The 16,435-nt window shown below is 42.5% G+C and carries 18 protein-coding genes; 5 read left to right on the top strand and 13 right to left on the bottom strand.

Features of this window, described 5'->3' with window-relative positions:
• Window positions 1-79: 79 nt before the first annotated feature.
• The 9 genes from nqrM to VHA01S_RS14725 form a co-directional block, all read right to left on the bottom strand.
• The gene (nqrM, locus tag VHA01S_RS14765) at window positions 80-313 is read right to left on the bottom strand and encodes a (Na+)-NQR maturation NqrM (protein WP_023405158.1); all 234 of its coding nucleotides are present in this window, start codon (window positions 311-313) and stop codon (window positions 80-82) included.
• 9 nt (window positions 314-322) lie between these two features.
• Entirely contained in the window at window positions 323-1,357 is a 1,035-nt protein-coding gene (locus VHA01S_RS14760; RefSeq protein ID WP_023405157.1) for an FAD:protein FMN transferase, read from the bottom strand.
• A gap of 103 nt (window positions 1,358-1,460) precedes the next feature.
• Window positions 1,461-2,687, bottom strand: coding sequence for an NADH:ubiquinone reductase (Na(+)-transporting) subunit F (gene nqrF, locus VHA01S_RS14755; RefSeq protein ID WP_021714739.1), 1,227 nt, complete (start codon window positions 2,685-2,687; stop codon window positions 1,461-1,463).
• A 23-nt stretch (window positions 2,688-2,710) separates the two neighbouring features.
• Window positions 2,711-3,307, bottom strand: a complete 597-nt coding sequence (gene nqrE, locus VHA01S_RS14750) for an NADH:ubiquinone reductase (Na(+)-transporting) subunit E (protein ID WP_021714738.1) — start codon at window positions 3,305-3,307, stop codon at window positions 2,711-2,713.
• 7 nt (window positions 3,308-3,314) lie between these two features.
• Window positions 3,315-3,947 (bottom strand): NADH:ubiquinone reductase (Na(+)-transporting) subunit D, encoded by a 633-nt coding sequence (locus tag VHA01S_RS14745; RefSeq protein ID WP_023405156.1) that lies wholly within the window; start codon window positions 3,945-3,947, stop codon window positions 3,315-3,317.
• Window positions 3,947-4,714, bottom strand: a complete 768-nt coding sequence (locus VHA01S_RS14740; protein WP_023405155.1) for a Na(+)-translocating NADH-quinone reductase subunit C — start codon at window positions 4,712-4,714, stop codon at window positions 3,947-3,949. The genes VHA01S_RS14745 and VHA01S_RS14740 overlap by 1 nt, the downstream gene beginning before the upstream one ends.
• Complete coding sequence (locus VHA01S_RS14735) at window positions 4,704-5,945, bottom strand: NADH:ubiquinone reductase (Na(+)-transporting) subunit B (protein WP_023405154.1); 1,242 nt, start codon at window positions 5,943-5,945, stop codon at window positions 4,704-4,706. The genes VHA01S_RS14740 and VHA01S_RS14735 overlap by 11 nt, the downstream gene beginning before the upstream one ends.
• Window positions 5,946-5,948: 3 nt before the next feature.
• On the bottom strand, window positions 5,949-7,289 hold the full coding sequence (locus tag VHA01S_RS14730) for a Na(+)-translocating NADH-quinone reductase subunit A (RefSeq protein ID WP_023405153.1): 1,341 nt from the start codon (window positions 7,287-7,289) through the stop codon (window positions 5,949-5,951).
• 356 nt (window positions 7,290-7,645) lie between these two features.
• Window positions 7,646-7,948: a BolA family protein gene (locus VHA01S_RS14725; protein WP_023405152.1), complete on the bottom strand. Its 303-nt coding sequence runs from the start codon at window positions 7,946-7,948 to the stop codon at window positions 7,646-7,648.
• 208 nt (window positions 7,949-8,156) lie between these two features.
• Here VHA01S_RS14725 and VHA01S_RS14720 point away from each other — a divergent pair, with 208 nt between their 5' ends.
• The 4 genes from VHA01S_RS14720 (at window position 8,157) to VHA01S_RS14705 (ending at window position 11,957) form a co-directional block, all read left to right on the top strand.
• Window positions 8,157-9,293 (top strand): methyltransferase, encoded by a 1,137-nt coding sequence (locus VHA01S_RS14720; RefSeq protein WP_023405151.1) that lies wholly within the window; start codon window positions 8,157-8,159, stop codon window positions 9,291-9,293.
• An 89-nt stretch (window positions 9,294-9,382) separates the two neighbouring features.
• Window positions 9,383-9,958: a YajG family lipoprotein gene (locus VHA01S_RS14715; protein ID WP_023405150.1), complete on the top strand. Its 576-nt coding sequence runs from the start codon at window positions 9,383-9,385 to the stop codon at window positions 9,956-9,958.
• Window positions 9,955-10,500, top strand: a complete 546-nt coding sequence (locus VHA01S_RS14710; RefSeq protein ID WP_023405149.1) for a peptidylprolyl isomerase — start codon at window positions 9,955-9,957, stop codon at window positions 10,498-10,500. Before VHA01S_RS14715 ends, VHA01S_RS14710 begins: the two co-directional genes overlap by 4 nt.
• Window positions 10,501-10,574: 74 nt before the next feature.
• A complete protein-coding gene (locus VHA01S_RS14705; RefSeq protein ID WP_023405148.1) occupies window positions 10,575-11,957 on the top strand; it encodes an AmpG family muropeptide MFS transporter in 1,383 nt (460 codons plus the stop codon).
• Window positions 11,958-12,029: 72 nt separating this feature from the next.
• Here the strand turns inward: VHA01S_RS14705 and VHA01S_RS14700 are convergent, their stop codons facing one another.
• Genes VHA01S_RS14700 through VHA01S_RS14685 form a run of 4 tightly spaced genes read right to left on the bottom strand, consistent with a single transcriptional unit; the run spans window position 12,030 to window position 15,312 of the window.
• Window positions 12,030-12,701, bottom strand: a complete 672-nt coding sequence (locus VHA01S_RS14700; RefSeq protein WP_023405147.1) for a ChrR family anti-sigma-E factor — start codon at window positions 12,699-12,701, stop codon at window positions 12,030-12,032.
• Window positions 12,698-13,285, bottom strand: a complete 588-nt coding sequence (locus VHA01S_RS14695; RefSeq protein ID WP_023405146.1) for a sigma-70 family RNA polymerase sigma factor — start codon at window positions 13,283-13,285, stop codon at window positions 12,698-12,700. The genes VHA01S_RS14700 and VHA01S_RS14695 overlap by 4 nt, the downstream gene beginning before the upstream one ends.
• Before the next feature lie 47 nt (window positions 13,286-13,332).
• Window positions 13,333-14,718, bottom strand: a complete 1,386-nt coding sequence (locus tag VHA01S_RS14690; RefSeq protein ID WP_023405145.1) for a DUF4397 domain-containing protein — start codon at window positions 14,716-14,718, stop codon at window positions 13,333-13,335.
• A gap of 21 nt (window positions 14,719-14,739) precedes the next feature.
• A complete protein-coding gene (locus tag VHA01S_RS14685; RefSeq protein WP_023405144.1) occupies window positions 14,740-15,312 on the bottom strand; it encodes an LON peptidase substrate-binding domain-containing protein in 573 nt (190 codons plus the stop codon).
• A gap of 290 nt (window positions 15,313-15,602) precedes the next feature.
• Here VHA01S_RS14685 and VHA01S_RS14680 point away from each other — a divergent pair, with 290 nt between their 5' ends.
• A complete protein-coding gene (locus VHA01S_RS14680) occupies window positions 15,603-16,412 on the top strand; it encodes a nucleoside-specific channel-forming Tsx family protein (protein ID WP_023405143.1) in 810 nt (269 codons plus the stop codon).
• Window positions 16,413-16,435 lie beyond the last annotated feature (23 nt).

Here is a 16,435-nt window from a genome sequence, read left to right as displayed (position 1 = left end):
TCAGTTCATAAGCTTGGCATTTTTTATGGGTACTGCCTGTTAATATCGATTGCAGTGCAAGGTATTTCGTTCAAAAAAGTTAAGCGATTCGGTCTTTTTCCCAAGCCGCTACTTTCTCTGCACGTTGTGCCGCTTTAGCTTCGCGGCGTTTACGTGCATCACAAGGTTCTGGGCAACTGCACACTTTATCAATGCCCATTGCATCCAAGCCACCACAGCTTCCTTTTACTACTTTCTTTTGGATAATGTAGCCTACGGACATCAATACGATGAAGCCAAGGAAAATACCAAAAGTCACTAAGAACGTTGTCATAGCTCAACCTTACTTATTTAAATACTGAGCAAAGGCATCCGAATACACCTCTTTAAACCCATCTTCGGTTTTTATAACCATAAACACCGCTAGACCGTTTTGATTGGCTACTCGAATACCTTCTTTCTCTCCTAGCACCATCAAGCCAGTCGCTAGACCATCGGCTGTCATGCAAGAAGGATGAATTGCTGTTACAGAGACTACCTTGTGTGCAATCGGTTTTCCAGTTTTTGGATTGATGATGTGTGAATAACGAATGCCATCACGTTCAAAATAATTGCGGTAATCACCCGATGTTGCCATCGCCATATTGCCTGGTTGAATAATCAGTTCAACTTCTCTGACATCTACAGTGGGTTTTTCAATGGCGATTCGCCAAGGGATCCCTTGATTGTTCTGTCCTTTCGATCTTAACTCACCACCAACTTCAACTAGATAACGTTGAATGCCGAGTGATTCAAGATAATTCGCTACCACATCCACGCCCCAACCTTTGGCTATCGTGGAGAGATCAACGTACAGATCTGGTAAGTCTTTTGCTAAGCCTTGGTCAGTTAAAGAAAGGTGTTCAATACCTATCATTTTACGACGCGCTGCTAATTCTTCATCAGTTGGCACGTTATCAGGGCGAGCTTCTGGGCCAAATCCCCAAAGATTCACCAAAGGACCAACGGTAACGTCAAGCGCACCTTCAGTGAGTTTGTTTAAACGAATTGATTCGCGCACTACCGTTTCCATATCTTTAGATAATGGGAAAGGCTGCGCTTTTTTATATTGGTTAAATTGGCTTAATTCAGATTTAGGGCGATAGGTCGACATTTGGTCGTTGACCTTCTCTAGCAGTTCATCAATTTTGCTCTGCATCGCTTCTGAATCAGCCACTTTACTATCAGCGATATATTTAATGTGATAGGTCGTACCCATCGTTTTACCCGCCAATGCAACTTGCTCTGGCGCTTGCTCACAGCCACTTAGCACCACTACTGAAACCAGTATTGCTGTTAGCCATTTTGAACCTTGAATAAGATGATTTACAAACTTCATCTTGTTTTCCTTATACCAATACAGGGCAAGCCTACTATCGCGATAGACGATAAAACAAAATGGCTGACTCAAAGAGCCAGCCATTGTTTTATCTGATTACGGCTTAGCCACCGAAGTCATCAAGTAGGATGTTTTCATCCTCTACACCTAGGTCTTTTAGCATGCCGATTACAGCTGCGTTCATCATAGGTGGACCACACATGTAGTACTCACAATCTTCTGGAGCTTCGTGATCCTTCAGATAGTTTTCGTATAATACGTTGTGTATGAAGCCTGTGTAGCCATCCCAGTTATCCTCTGGAAGAGGATCAGATAACGCACAATGCCATACAAAGTTGTCATTTTCTTCGGCTAGTTTATCGAAATCTTCAATGTAGAACATTTCACGTTTCGAACGAGCACCATACCAGAACGTCATCTTACGCTTAGATTGCAAACGTAGCAGCTGATCAAAGATATGAGAGCGCATTGGAGCCATACCAGCACCACCACCAACAAACACCATTTCGTTATCAGTATCTTTAGCGAAGAACTCACCAAATGGACCTGAAATAGTACACTTGTCGCCTGCTTTTAGAGACCAAATGTACGAAGACATAATGCCCGGTGGAACGTCAGGATTATTAGGCGGCGGCGTAGCAATACGCACGTTCAGCTTAATAAGGCCTTTTTCTTCTGGATAAGAAGCCATTGAGTATGCACGGATAGACTCTTCTTTTACGATAGATTCGTAACGGAATAGATTGAATTTATCCCAATCTTCACGGTACTCATCTGGAATATCAAAGTCAGCATATTTAATGTGATGAGGTTCAGCTTCAATCTGAATGTAACCACCCGCACGGAACGGTACTTCTTCACCATCAGGAATTTGCAGTACAAGCTCTTTGATGAAAGTCGCTTCGTTGTCATTAGAAAGAACCGTACATTCCCACTTTTTAACACCGAAGATCTCTTCAGGAAGTTCGATTTCCATGTCAGTTTTTATAGCAACCTGACAGGCTAAACGCTCACCTTCACGTGCTTCACCTTTACTAATATGGTCAAGCTCAGTTGGTAAGATATCACCACCACCGGATTTCACTTTAACGCGACACTGACCACAAGAGCCACCGCCACCACAAGCTGACGATACAAAGATACCGTTGCCTGCAAGTGCACTCAGCAGTTTGTCACCCGGAGAAACGGTAAAACCTTTCTCTGGATCACCATTAACTAAAATATTGACGTCACCCGTTGGTACCAGCTTAGATTTAGCGAATAAAATCACTAGCACTAACACCAATACAATCAGAGTAAACATCACAACGCCAAGAACGATCGTATTCATTGACTAATCCTTATAATTTACTCTTACAGTTGAACACCGGAGAAAGACATAAAGCCCAACGCCATTAGGCCTACAGTGATGAACGTAATACCAAGGCCGCGTAGACCTGGAGGTACATCAGAGTACTTCATCTTTTCACGTAGACCTGCAAGAGCAACGATTGCTAGCATCCAACCTACGCCAGAACCAAAGCCATACACGACCGATTCAGCAAAGTTGTAGTCACGCTGTACCATGAAAGATACGCCACCGAAAATTGCACAGTTCACCGTAATCAACGGTAGGAAAATACCTAGCGCGTTGTACAAAGGTGGGAAGAAGCGGTCTAATACCATTTCCAAAATCTGTACTAGAGCTGCAATAACACCGATGAAGGTGATGAAGTTAAGGAAACTTAAATCCACACCCGAGACTAACGCATTCTCTTTCAACACTAGGTTGTACAGTAAGTTGTTCACAGGAACAGCGATGGTTAATACCACCACTACTGCAACACCAAGACCGAAAGAGGTTTTCACCTTCTTAGATACAGCAAGGAATGTACACATGCCCAAGAAGAAGGATAATGCTAGGTTTTCGATGAAAATCGATTTAACCAGCAAGCTAATATAATGTTCCATCGTGCTACTACTCCTTCGCTTCTATTTGTTCAGGCTTGAAGATACGAATCACCCAAATCATGAAGCCAATCAAGAAGAATGCAGACGGCGCAAGCAAGAACATACCGTTAGGCTGATACCAACCACCGTCAGACACTAGAGGAAGTACTTCCATACCAAACAATTTGCCAGAACCAATCAGTTCACGGAAAAATGCCACAGTAATCAGTACGAAACCATAACCTAAACCATTACCGATACCATCAAGTAGCGATGGGATTGGCGCAGACTTCATTGCGTATGCTTCTGCACGACCCATTACGATACAGTTAGTAATGATCAAGCCAACAAATACCGATAACTGCTTAGAGATATCGTAAAGGTAAGCTTTTAGGATTTGGTCTACCACGATTACCAATGAAGCGATAATCGCCATCTGCACGATGATACGCACGCTGTTTGGAATGTGGTTACGAATAACAGACACGAAGAAGTTAGACAAAGCGGTTACAAAGATTACCGCTAGTGTCATAACAAATGCTGTTTCAAGCTTAGTGGTTACCGCAAGCGCAGAACACACACCAAGAACCTGCAAAGCAATTGGGTTGTTATCTAAAACAGGAGCCCAAAGGTTTTGCTTCATTTCTTTAGACATAGCCATTAGTTCAGCTCTCCTTCGCGTACTTTAGCAAGGAATGGTCCGAAGCCCATATCGCCTAACCAGAAATCGAAAGTATGTTGCACGCCGTTACCCGTCAAAGTTGCGCCAGAAAGGCCATCAACACCATGAATATCATTTGGTGCTGCGCCGCCCTTAACAATCTTTAATGCAGGCTTAAAGTTCTCATCGAACAATTGTTTGCCTTCGAATTGACCGACCCAGTTCGGGTTTTCTACTTCACCACCTAGCCCAGGAGTTTCACCTTGCTCGTAGTAAGTAATACCTGACACTGTATTGCCGTCTGTTTCAACCGCAACAAAAGCGTACATCATTGACCAAAGACCTGTACCGTGAATAGGGATAATCACTTTAGAGTAGCTATCACCGTCTTTCACTAGATACACAGTAGCAATGTTGGCACGACGAATAATTTTAGCCGTGTCATCCGCTGCGTCCAATCGAATAGATTGTGCTGGATCTTTTGCCGCTGCTCGTTGGTCGTATGCCGCAGCATCACCATCAACGAACTCACCGGTTTTAAGGTCAACTAAACGAGGTTCAATATAGTTTCCAAATAATTCTTGGATTGTTCCTTGCTTAGAGATCTTCGCAACTTCTACAATTTTTGTTTGTTCATCTAGCACCGCATTGGCTTGTTGCTTATCACGTAGCCCTACTGCTGCCGTCGAAACGACAATAGAACAAATCAGGCTTAAACCAATAACGACACCTAGCGTCTTTTTAATGCTATCGTTTTTATTTGCCATAGCGTGCTAGTCTCCGCTTAATGTTCTTCTCGATAACAACGTGGTCGAATAGTGGTGCGAATAGGTTCGCAAATAGAATAGCCAGCATCATACCTTCTGGGTATGCCGGGTTAACTACTCGAATCAACACACACATCAAACCAATTAAAATACCGTACCACCACTTACCTTTATTGGTAAAAGAGGCAGAGACAGGATCGGTTGCCATGAAGAACATACCAAACGCAAAACCACCCAAAACTAGGTGCCAGTGCCACGGCATACTAAACATCGCATTGGAATCAGAACCAATAAGGTTGAATAGGGTCGCGGTTGCGATCATACCAATCATTACACCGGCGATAATGCGCCAAGATGCAATTCCCATGTAAACAATCATCAGTGCACCTAGCATCAAGAATAAGGTCGAAACCTCACCGATAGAACCAGGGATATTACCGATAAAGGCGTCCATCCAAGTAATAGATTGGCCTGTTACATTGTTGATTAGGTTAGAGTTACCACCTTGTGCCCACTGGCTTAGCGCCGTAGCACCAGAGAAACCATCAGCTGCAGTCCAAACTAAATCACCTGAGATTTGTGCCGGATATGCAAAGAACAAAAATGCACGGCCCGCCAACGCAGGGTTTAAGAAGTTTCGACCTGTACCACCAAAAATCTCTTTTGCGACAACAACACCAAAGGTTATACCTAGTGCAGCTTGCCATAGAGGTAATGTCGGCGGAACAATCAATGCAAACAGGATAGAGGTAACAAAAAAGCCTTCGTTGACTTCGTGTTTACGCACGATACAGAACAAGACTTCCCAGAAACCACCGACTAGGAATACTGTGGCATAGATAGGCAAGAAGTAGGTTGCACCAAGCAACATCTTACTGCCCCACCCAGCATCGGCACTGATAGCACCTCCCAGCATTTCTGTTAGCCAGTAGTGCCAGTTACCTGAAACTAAAGTGGCTAATTCAGCACCAGAATGTAACGTAGATAGCGCTGTGATTGCTTGGTTACCGGTATTGTACATACCCCAGAACATCGCAGGGAAAACTGCAAACCACACCATGATCATGATGCGCTTTAGATCAACGCTATCACGCACATGTGATTTGGTTTTTGTTATTGTACCCGGAGTATAAAAAAGCGTCGCGGTCGCTTCATATAGTGGATACCATTTTTCCCATTTACCGTTGGCTTCGAAATGCGGTTCGAGATCCTCAATAAATTTCTTCAACATGACTTAACCTTCCTTCTCGATAGTGTCTAGACACTCACGAAGTAATTCACCAAACTCATATTTGCCAGAACAAACATAAGTACAAAGGGCGACATCTTCTTCGGATAGCTCTAACACACCTAAGCGTTGCGCACTGTCTACATCTCCAGCACACAAATCGCGCAGAAGCAGCGTAGGCTCAATATCCAATGGCATTACTTTTTCGTAATTACCAATTGGAACCATCGCACGCTCACCGCCATTTAGCGATGTAGTTAAGTTGTATAATTGGCCTTTAAATAAATGACCAAGGAATGAACGCGTCACAGAGAACTTGTTTTTACCAGGCATAGCCCAGCCTAAGAACTCTTTATCTCTTCCTTCGCGCAATGCAGAAACCTGCATGTGATAACGACCTAGGAAAGCATGAGGACCCGTTGCGTTTGTACCCCAAAGCACAGAACCAGAGATAATACGTACTTCTCCTGGCATCAATTCTTTGTCGACTAATTCAGGAAGGTATGCACCTAATGTAGTGCGAACCAAACGCGGGTTGCTCACGACAGGACCACCAAGAGCCACGACACGATCTGTATAGATTTCACCCGTTAAAAATAACTTACCGAAAGCAATAACGTCTTGGTAATTGATGTTCCAAGCGACATGCTGTTCGTTGACGGGATACAAAAAGTGCATGTGAGTGCCCACTAGACCCGCAGGGTGTGGGCCAGAGAATACATGCTCCTCAACATTACTTTGTTCTGAACGAGGAAGAGAACCACCACTTTTACACACATAAACCTTGCCATTAGTAAGCACTGAGAGAAGGTCTAAACCTGCTACAAATGCTTCATCCTGCTCGTTAATAATAACGTCAGGATTTCCTGCTAATGGGTTGGTATCTATTGCCGTAACAAAGATGGCATCAGTCGAAGAATCGACTGCGGGAACCTTACTGAACGGACGAGTTTTTAAAGCGGTCCATGAACCAGAATCAACCAGTTGCTTGCGAATGACATCCGCATCTAACTTAGCCAGCTCTTGTTGTTCATATTTATCAAAGGTAATTTGCTCATCACCAGCTGTTTCAATAACAACTGATTGCAAAACACGCTTTGCACCACGGTTTACCTGAGTAACCGTTCCGCTTTGAGGTGCAGTAAAGACCACGCCAGGATTCTTTTTATCAGCAAAAAGAACCTGTCCCTTCTTTACCACATCCCCTTCGCGAACATGCATTGTTGGTCGCATGCCCACGTACTCTTCGCCCAGCAAGGCGACTTTTGAAACGGGATTCCCGTCATTAATCACCTGGGTAGGAGCACCTGATATAGGCAGGTCCAAACCCTTTTTAATTGTAATCATACGCACTTGCACTATTTTAAGGAAAAAAGACTTTCATAACAAAAACACACTTTGCATGCTCTTATTTATAACAGATAGGTCGGTTTTTTCTAACATATCCTTGTGAACTACTAAATGAACCTTTCATAAGGCTCTTCAGGGCTCGCAATTCTAACATTAACGCTTGCATACATTCCACGATGAGCCGCGACGATTAGCAAAAAATCATACATTTTTTGTTATAAACATCATAAAAATTGATCCAAAACACGGCACTCACATTAATTTTATGAATTAAAGGTCACTTTGTGAACGATCGATAAAATGTAACAATTATTAGAATTACTTAATGAGACTCTAGAATAGAGCCCTGCCCTTTAATGGCCTCCCCCCATACAATCTGGAGAGCTGGGAAATGTTTGTTGCTTCCATTCTTCTTTTGTCAGTGTATGCATTGAAAGTGCATGTAACCCTTCACCAAATTCATCGGTTAGGGCTTCATTTACTAGACGATGGCGAGCAACCAATCTTAAACCTGCAAATTTATCACTGACAATAACGACCTTAAAATGACTCTCTGAACCTTCCGGCACATTGTGTTTGTAGCTCTCGTTGATAACTTGTAAGTGATACGGAGAGAAGTAAAAATCCAATTTTTTCTCAATTTTCTGCTGTCGCATGCTATCTCTCTATGTTGATACGTTTAGGAATATAGATAATAAACGTATAGTGCTTTTATCATTCTGTACAATTTACTACGAAATACAAACCAAATTAAACTAGAACACTCCCTCTATTCTAAAACAGAACAATAAGTTAATTCGCAAAAATAGCGCTAATTTGCGACAATAGACAAAGTTTAGGATCACTTTTTTAACATTTATAATCATGAAAACAGAGCTCGTACTGCACGACCAACAATTTACTCTTCATCGATACCCCAAAAGGGCTAGCGAAACACTGCAAGCTTGGGATGCAGGGGATGAATACGTTATTAACCATTTTATTGAAACGCCATTACCACTAGGCTCTAAAGTTTTAATTTTAAATGATAATTTTGGTGCCCTAAGCTGCTGGTTTTCTCATGAGCATCACGTCTACCTGCAAACTGACTCACTCGTCAGTCAAAAAGGCGCACAACAAAATCTCCTCTTAAATCAATGCAATGAAATTACTCTATTACACTCAACTGATGCGATGCCAAACGACATTGATGCTGTCATTATGCAACTACCTAAGAGTAATCGATTCCTAACCTGGCAATTGCATCAACTTAAAACGCACTTAAACCCAGAAACCCCAGTCGTTGCGGTCAATAAAGCCAATGCCATTCATACCTCAACGCTGAAGTTATTTGAAAAACACCTCGGTGAAACCCGCACTTCTCTGGCATGGAAAAAGCATCGCTTAGTCTTTAGTCAGGTTGGTGATCAAGCAACGCCAATAGTTGACGAAAAAACCACATGGGATGTACCTGAACATAATATGCAGCTAAACAACTTAGCCAATGTCTATTCAGGGGAAAGCTTAGATCTAGGTGCACGCTTTATACTTGAACATCTTCCGCAAGGTTCGAAGCATAAAAATATTATCGACTTAGGTTGTGGTAATGGTGTGTTATCGGTCAAATTGGGGCGAAACAATCCTCTTTCTACCATTACCAGTGTTGATGAAAGTTTCATGGCGGTGGAATCGGCGCGAATGAACGTCACCGCCAATGTCGATAACCCTGAACGTTATACGTTTCTAGCCAATAATTGCCTCGAAGACTTTAAAAAAGACAGTTACGATCTGGTGGTGTGTAATCCTCCTTTTCATCAACAAAACACCGTAACGGATCACATAGCATGGCAAATGTTTTGTGATGCCCATAATGTTCTAGAAACTGCTGGAGAATTATTGGTTGTGGGTAACGGGCACTTAGGTTATTTGGCTAAGTTGACACGCTTATTTGGCAAAGGCCGAGTCAGCGTGGTGGCCAGTAATAAGAAGTTTGTGATTCTTTCGGCAAAGAAAGCCTCTTGAAAATCAATCAACTAACGTTATAACACCGAGGTGTATGCTACTCTCGGTGAAGTACTTTATTTTTCACTATGTTATTAAGGGAACTATCAATGAAACATTTGCTGATTATTGCTTTTTCAGCCCTTATATTGAGCGGTTGTGCTAGCCCAACCGACCAACAACTGAATTTCAACCCGCAAGCAGATAGCAGTCAAGTGACTATCAACGAACAAAAAACGTTAAGCCTAACTACGACTGACGTTCGTACTGCTCAATACTTAGCATTAGTTAAAAAAGATGATGATAAGGCGATGCCTATTCATGCAAAACAAAATGCAAGAATTGCCTTAAATAATGCCATGCAATCAATTTTACAGTCTCAAGGCTTTGTGATTGCCAACAATAGTGACAACAGCATTGAAGTAGAACTACAAGAAGCTTTAGTTCGAGTAAAATCATCTACTTTTAGCAACAAAATGGATGCCAAAGTTACCTTAAAAGTGACTGCTGAAACCCCAACAGGAAAGTTTGTTAAAACCTATTCTGGCAGTGCCAAAGGCGATAACTCTATGGGTGCTTCTAACGAACAAATCGAACATATGCTTAATCACGTATCTAAGCTCGTGTTAAATGACATCGCCAATGACGTAGAACTTATCAATTACATGCAGGAGAAATTTCAATGAGCCGATTACTACTTGTAATCTGTGCGCTATTTAGCGCGTCAGTATTTGCCAATACCAAAGTGGTATTCGAAACAACCTTAGGTCACTTCACTATTCAGCTCAATGAAGAAAAAGCCCCTCTAAGTAGCGCTAACTTCCTTCGCTATGTAAAAGATGGCAGCTATGAAGGCACTATTTTCCATCGCGTTATTCCTGGCTTTATGGCTCAAGGTGGTGGTTTTGATGAAAATATGACGCAAATTAAAACCTACGGCCCTATCAAAAACGAAGCCAGCAATGGTCTGAAAAATAAAACCGCTAGTGTGGCAATGGCTCGTACCAATAACCCTGACTCAGCAACTCGTCAGTTTTTCATTAACTACTCTGATAATGAATTTTTAAACTACTCATCATCTAACCCTGGTTACGCGGTATTTGGTCAAGTGGTTGAAGGTTTTGATGTTGTGAAAAAAATGGCGAGTGTACCGACCAAAAGCAATGGTTTCATGAAAGATATCCCAGCAACGCCTATCGTTGTCACTAAAGTGACAATTCAAAAATAAATCCCCTCTATAGTTACCCTAAAGTAAACGCAGAGCTACTGGCTCTGCGTTACGTATGAGTAAAAGGAAAGAAAATGACGGATAAGATGTCTTGGGGTGAGACCTTTAAAAGTTACCTTGATAAGCGCTTGCTTTGGGTGTTTATGTTGGGTTGCTCAAGTGGTTTTCCTTGGGTACTGATTGGCTCAAACATGTCTGGGTGGCTAAAAGACGCGGGACTTAGTCGCGCGGCTATCGGCTACTTCGGTTCTGTTTTTGTGGTGTATGCCATTAACTTTATGTGGGCCCCTTTGGTTGATAGGGTAAAACTGCCAATTTTGCATCGCCTATTAGGTCAGCGCCGCTCTTGGATCTTCTTATGCCAAGCCATTATGCTGGTTTGTACACTGGCTATTTCTGGAGTCGATCCCGCTAAAAGCCTGATGTTTACCTCAATGCTGGCCTTGGGTATCGCGATTGCATCCTCCACTCAAGATGTGGCCATCGATGCCTACCGCATTGATAGTTTTTCTAAAAGTGAAGCCTCAAAACTGCCTCAAGCATCGGCAATGGCGGTCGTTGGATGGTGGACAGGTTATTCTCTTCCTGGTTATTTGGCATTTGTGAACGCCGATAGCATAGGATGGAACGGCGTTTATTTAGGAATGACCGCAATTGTAGCACTGCTGATGGTGTTCACTTTGTTTACCAAAGAGCCAAAAACCGCACGCAGCCAACTGCAATCAGAAGCAGAACAACGCCACAGTAAAGTGGTTGGCTCACCAGTTGTAGCATGGTTGAGTGTGACCTTGATTGAACCCTTTGCTGACTTTTTCCGACGCAACGGCGTTCGAGTCGCAATCACCTTATTGCTGTTTGTCTTTCTATTTAAAATTGGTGAAGCCTTCCTTGGTCGTATGTCGATTCCTTTCTATAAAGAAATTGGCTTTAGTAATGAACAAATAGGCGACTATTCCAAATTGATTGGTTGGGGAGCAACCATACTGTTTACCTTTATCGGCAGTATGTTTAACGTTAAGTTTGGCATTGTAAAAGGCTTAATGATTGGCGGTGTGGCGATGGCATCGAGCAATCTAATGTTTGCTTGGATTGCGAAATCAGGCCCAAATGAAACGCTATTTTTGGCCACTATCATTGTCGATAACTTTACCACCGCTTTCTCAACGGTAGCCTTTGTGTCATTTTTGACAGTACTGACCGGACAAGCATTCTCTGCAACCCAATATGCATTGCTTGCCTCGCTCGGGAACTTAGGCAGAACAACCTTAGCCTCTTTTAGTGGTGAACTGGTTGATTACTTAAATGATTGGTCGATGTTCTTTATCATCACCGCGGCCATGGTGATTCCAAGCTTAATTATGCTTTACTCTCTTCGCGGTTATTTTAACGATGTACTCGACAGAGCAAGAAAGCGTGGCTTAGAAGATGAAGAACAACACAAACAAGCTTTAAAATAAAAGCCTGATTCTACGTAACTTAAAAAAATAGCCACACGATTGACTAAAGTATCAAAAGTGTGGCTATTTTTATTAAGGGTACATACCTTTGCCAAATATATTGAATACTCTTGCGACACCTTGTGTGAATACCATAGGTTCACTAAGTACGGTCAAACATAAGCAGTCTTGACCTTCCTCTGTACGGGGAGAATGCTTTATTGAACCATCCGCTACAATGTAGTCCCCTTCACTGTAGTACCCCTCTTCATCGCTAAAACTGCCGTGGAGTACTAATGTTGTCTCTACGCCTTTATGGGTGTGTTGCGGCACCTGCACGCCACCAGCAATGTAGAGCAAACTCACTCGCTCTTCTTCGCCTAAATCTAAATGAGCGGTGTACACTTTTCCCCCATAGCTCTTCCATTCACTCAGTCTTTTACTTACACCTCTCAAAGATTTAGGTAATACAAAACTCTTACCGTTAACTTCAATTTTTACCGAGGGTTTTTGGGTATTTAACGAGGTTTTATCTTTACTTAAACAAACAATATTATTAAATATTTCGTCCATCATGGACTGTTCAATATCTATTTCAGCATCAGGCTCCATCATAATTTGGGATGCTTGACTTTCAAGTTCATCAACCTTGCTATGACAATGCTCGCAGGTCTCAAGGTGTGCAGCGAGCGTCAATCCATTACAAGCGTCGATGCTTCCGTCCGCATAGGCTTTCAACAACTCTTCACTTGGATGATTTTTCATACTTGTTCCGCCCTTATTGTGTCTTTTAACTTCTCAACTGCTAATCTCAATCGTGATTTAACTGTACCTAGAGGGATATCAAATTTATCTGCGACTTCTTGGTGAGGCAATTCATCAAGATAAATGGCTTTGACCACCTCTTTTTGCTTCACCGGAAGCGTATCTAAATAGCGTACTATTTGTTCTCGCAACATATTTCTCTCAGGTGAATACTGGTCTACGAGATCTGGTGGACAGTAATCATCCGGCCAAATGTCTTCTGCATGTACATGTAATTCTCGCCCTTTTTGCTTCCTTAGCAAATCGAAACACAAGTTTCTGGCGATGGTGTATATCCAAGTGGACAAGGCACTTTTACTACCGTCAAACAAATGCGACTTTTTCCAAACCGCAGTCAGTGTCTCCTGAACTAACTCCAACGCTACTTGCTCATTACCTACATGCTTATAAGCAAATTGCTTGAGCCTTGGAGAAAAATGTTTAAACAGTGTTGCAAATGCACCTTTATCCCCCTGCTGCACCTTGGTCATGCACTCATTCCACTCTGCCCTACTCGGGTTCGAGGCATTGGTTAACGTTTCCATGATTCACCTTTAGAGAATTAGAGAGGGAAAAACTCCCTCCCTCCAGGTTATTCAGTAATGTCTGCTGCGAGAATACCTTCGTTAGTAGCAATCGCTTTATACACCTTACCGTTTTCTAGCATTACGCCTTCCAATTGAAGCAGCGCATCTTTACTTCCCACGCCCGTCACAGTTACAACATAACTCCCTGCTGCGACATATACATTCTGAACAATATCTGTATACGCAAAACTAGCTAGGGCTGGATCACTATTCGAAATATCTGTTGATGTCGTTAAGTATATGTCAACTGTTGCAGCTGCGGGTAAAGATGCTGCATGCAGTACGCTTAATGTGGCACTGGTTGCTACTGGACGTCGTTTATCTTCGATAACCAATGCATCAATGTTTGCCAATTCATTTATCGCATAAACGCTGTAATCTTTACCTTTCTCAAACTCAACACCTTGCGCGTCAATTTGTAAGTTAGTCGGGTCATCGAACGCAAATATACCTAAATCATAAGCTTTGGCCGCTAAATCTAAGTAGCCTGACACCACTTTAAAATCCACATTAGTGAGGTCCACTGGCACGGTACCATCTACCGATACATCAACGGTCGGGGTATCCGCTGATAAATGCCCTACTCTCACTTGAGTAATTTCGTTTGTGTCATGGATAATCGACGATCCTGTTCCATCCATAACGAGCAGTTTAACGGGTGATAACACTGTATTTTCATCTTTAGCAGCATTCACATTTGGGATAGCTGCGATAGTGAGTTCAGCCCCTGCAGGTAAGGCAACCGCTCCAGAATCGAAAGCTACAGTGCTGGTGCCAGCCAACGCTAATCGAACTCGGTATTCAGCAGCAGGAACACTCACGACTCCCGTTGAAGCCTTGTAAGATAGGGTGGCCAACGGGGCGCCGGGGTTAATATCATCATTGGGGCCAGTGACATGTACATCGACCTCAGGAACACCGGGGGATGCATGCACAACTTGCACATCGACATTAGTGGCGTCATTGTCTCCTGTAGCACTACGCGCAATAATTAAGGGCTCAACTGCGAATTCTGAACTTGCATCAGCTTGCCCAACAACCATCACTGTGTACAACAAACTTGAATCCAAATTAAGTACAGTGTTAGGAATCACTGTCGCTACTTCTCCTCCCGGCAACTGAACATCAACTTGAATTGAGTTTTCCCCTTCATCAAGAGCGATATAACCCGATGCTGTAGCATAATCTACGCCCGATAGGGTTTGGCTATTAAAAGTAGAGTTCGTACTGCTGGCGTCATCTCCATTTATAGTGACATTAGCCAATGGTGCATCCGCGGAGGCATGTACAGCTTGCACTCTAGCTTGAGCAGAAGGTTCATCATCGTCATTACAGCCCACAATAAATAATGACGAAGCAACGAGCATTACAGGAAGGTAGTTCTTAAACATAATTTTATCTCCATATCACTATCATCTGGCTTCAATGGCTTGGCATAGAAATCTCACCGCTTCATGACAATCCGCTTGGGACGTGAGGTGTTCGAACTGCTCTTGCTCTAAAGGTAATAACTCTAACCATCGTTGACTGACCCAAGTAGCATCGTCAAAAAAACAGTCCGAATAAAGACTCCTGATTTCAGGGAATCTTTGATAAACCCTTTGCAGTTGATCACTGATAAAAGTATCGGTTTTAGACAGTGCTTGGCTGTCCCAGTTATTGAGGTATTCCACCTCAGCACAACGTAGGCCATCAAACTCTCTCCAAACCCTTTTCACTCTGAAGCGACGAGTTCCTACGATAGTGACACCAAGGAATCCGTCAGAAAGTTGTTCAAAATCGATTGTTTTAGAAAGTGTGCCGACACGTGAGATTTTTCTTGGAGAAGACAAAGTCGGCTCACTAATCAAACAAACTCCAAATCCCTCTCCCGCCCTACAACATTCGCTGATCATACGTTTGTAACGAGGTTCAAAGATTCTCAAGTTCATTTTCCCTTCGGGTAATACAACAGAACTTAAAGGAAATAGTTTGATAATTGCCATATGCCACTCTTCTTTATTGATCTCCAAAACTGTTACGCAATCGATTAATAATCGATCAGAAGTATTTCATTATTTCGCTATAAAAAAAGTTCCGTAAAAAATAAGCAATTGAATGTTATTTGAACGCCAAGTTTGCATTTCCGTGATCTTGATCACTAATTAATGTTCAACTTTTACATTTTCCCACTTCCATTTGTGTGTCAGATCTCTATTATTCGAGGGACGGAATCGATTGCTACGGAATGGCAAGTCCATTTTTTCGCTAAAACATTTTTAGAGACCCCTTTATTATGCGTAAATCACTTTTAACTCTCGGCCTATTAGCGGCTACCTCAGCTCCAGTTCTTGCAGCTGATTACACAGACGGTGACATCCACAAGAACGACTATAAGTGGATGCAATTTAACTTAATGGGCGCGTTTGACGAGAAGCCTGGTAATTCAAGCCATGATTATCTAGAAATGGAATTTGGCGGTCGCTCTGGGATCTTCGATCTTTACGGCTATGTTGATGTATTCAACCTTCTATCTAGCCCTAGCTCAGATAAAGCTGATGCCGATGCAAAAATGTTTATGAAGTTTGCTCCACGTATGTCTTTGGATGCACTAACTCATAGAGACCTATCATTTGGTCCAGTACAAGAGTTGTACGTAGCTTCAGAAATCACTTGGGATGGCGTAACCACTAACGCAGCGAAAGGCACTTTCGGTGTAAACCAACAAAAAATCGGTCTTGGTTCTGATGTAATGGTGCCTTGGCTTGGTAAAATTGGCCTAAACTTTTACGGTAACTACGATTCAAACGTTAAAGACTGGAACGGTTACCAAGTGTCTACTAACTGGTTTAAACCTTTCTTCTTCTTTGAAAATGGTTCGTTCCTTTCATACCAAGGTTATATCGATTACCAATTCGGCATGAAAGAGAAATACTCTTCAGCGAGCAACGGCGGCGCAATGTTCAACGGCCTATACTGGCACTCAGATCGTTACGCAGTGGGTTACGGTCTTAAACTTTACAAAGACGTATACGGCATCAAAGATTCAAGCGCATTTGAATCATCAGGTGTAAGCCACTACGTTGCTGTCACTTACAAGTTCTAATAGAACTTAAAGTGGTAAAAAAG

Source organism: Vibrio halioticoli NBRC 102217, from assembly GCF_000496695.1.
Classification (GTDB): domain Bacteria; phylum Pseudomonadota; class Gammaproteobacteria; order Enterobacterales; family Vibrionaceae; genus Vibrio; species Vibrio halioticoli.
The sequence above is the reverse complement of the archived record's forward strand: the minus strand, read 5'-3'. Positions and strand labels throughout refer to the sequence as shown.

Excerpts from the sequence above, each read along its gene's own strand:
- nqrM (WP_023405158.1), bottom strand. The coding sequence starts at position 313 with ATGACAACGTTCTTAGTGACTTTTGGTATTTTCCTTGGCTTCATCGTA.
- VHA01S_RS14760 (WP_023405157.1), bottom strand. The coding sequence starts at position 1,357 with ATGAAGTTTGTAAATCATCTTATTCAAGGTTCAAAATGGCTAACAGCA.
- nqrF (WP_021714739.1), bottom strand. The coding sequence starts at position 2,687 with ATGAATACGATCGTTCTTGGCGTTGTGATGTTTACTCTGATTGTATTG.
- nqrE (WP_021714738.1), bottom strand. The coding sequence starts at position 3,307 with ATGGAACATTATATTAGCTTGCTGGTTAAATCGATTTTCATCGAAAAC.
- VHA01S_RS14745 (WP_023405156.1), bottom strand. The coding sequence starts at position 3,947 with ATGGCTATGTCTAAAGAAATGAAGCAAAACCTTTGGGCTCCTGTTTTA.
- VHA01S_RS14740 (WP_023405155.1), bottom strand. The coding sequence starts at position 4,714 with ATGGCAAATAAAAACGATAGCATTAAAAAGACGCTAGGTGTCGTTATT.
- VHA01S_RS14735 (WP_023405154.1), bottom strand. The coding sequence starts at position 5,945 with ATGTTGAAGAAATTTATTGAGGATCTCGAACCGCATTTCGAAGCCAAC.
- VHA01S_RS14730 (WP_023405153.1), bottom strand. The coding sequence starts at position 7,289 with ATGATTACAATTAAAAAGGGTTTGGACCTGCCTATATCAGGTGCTCCT.
- VHA01S_RS14725 (WP_023405152.1), bottom strand. The coding sequence starts at position 7,948 with ATGCGACAGCAGAAAATTGAGAAAAAATTGGATTTTTACTTCTCTCCG.
- VHA01S_RS14720 (WP_023405151.1), top strand. The coding sequence starts at position 8,157 with ATGAAAACAGAGCTCGTACTGCACGACCAACAATTTACTCTTCATCGA.
- VHA01S_RS14715 (WP_023405150.1), top strand. The coding sequence starts at position 9,383 with ATGAAACATTTGCTGATTATTGCTTTTTCAGCCCTTATATTGAGCGGT.
- VHA01S_RS14710 (WP_023405149.1), top strand. The coding sequence starts at position 9,955 with ATGAGCCGATTACTACTTGTAATCTGTGCGCTATTTAGCGCGTCAGTA.
- VHA01S_RS14705 (WP_023405148.1), top strand. The coding sequence starts at position 10,575 with ATGACGGATAAGATGTCTTGGGGTGAGACCTTTAAAAGTTACCTTGAT.
- VHA01S_RS14700 (WP_023405147.1), bottom strand. The coding sequence starts at position 12,701 with ATGAAAAATCATCCAAGTGAAGAGTTGTTGAAAGCCTATGCGGACGGA.
- VHA01S_RS14695 (WP_023405146.1), bottom strand. The coding sequence starts at position 13,285 with ATGGAAACGTTAACCAATGCCTCGAACCCGAGTAGGGCAGAGTGGAAT.
- VHA01S_RS14690 (WP_023405145.1), bottom strand. The coding sequence starts at position 14,718 with ATGTTTAAGAACTACCTTCCTGTAATGCTCGTTGCTTCGTCATTATTT.
- VHA01S_RS14685 (WP_023405144.1), bottom strand. The coding sequence starts at position 15,312 with ATGGCAATTATCAAACTATTTCCTTTAAGTTCTGTTGTATTACCCGAA.
- VHA01S_RS14680 (WP_023405143.1), top strand. The coding sequence starts at position 15,603 with ATGCGTAAATCACTTTTAACTCTCGGCCTATTAGCGGCTACCTCAGCT.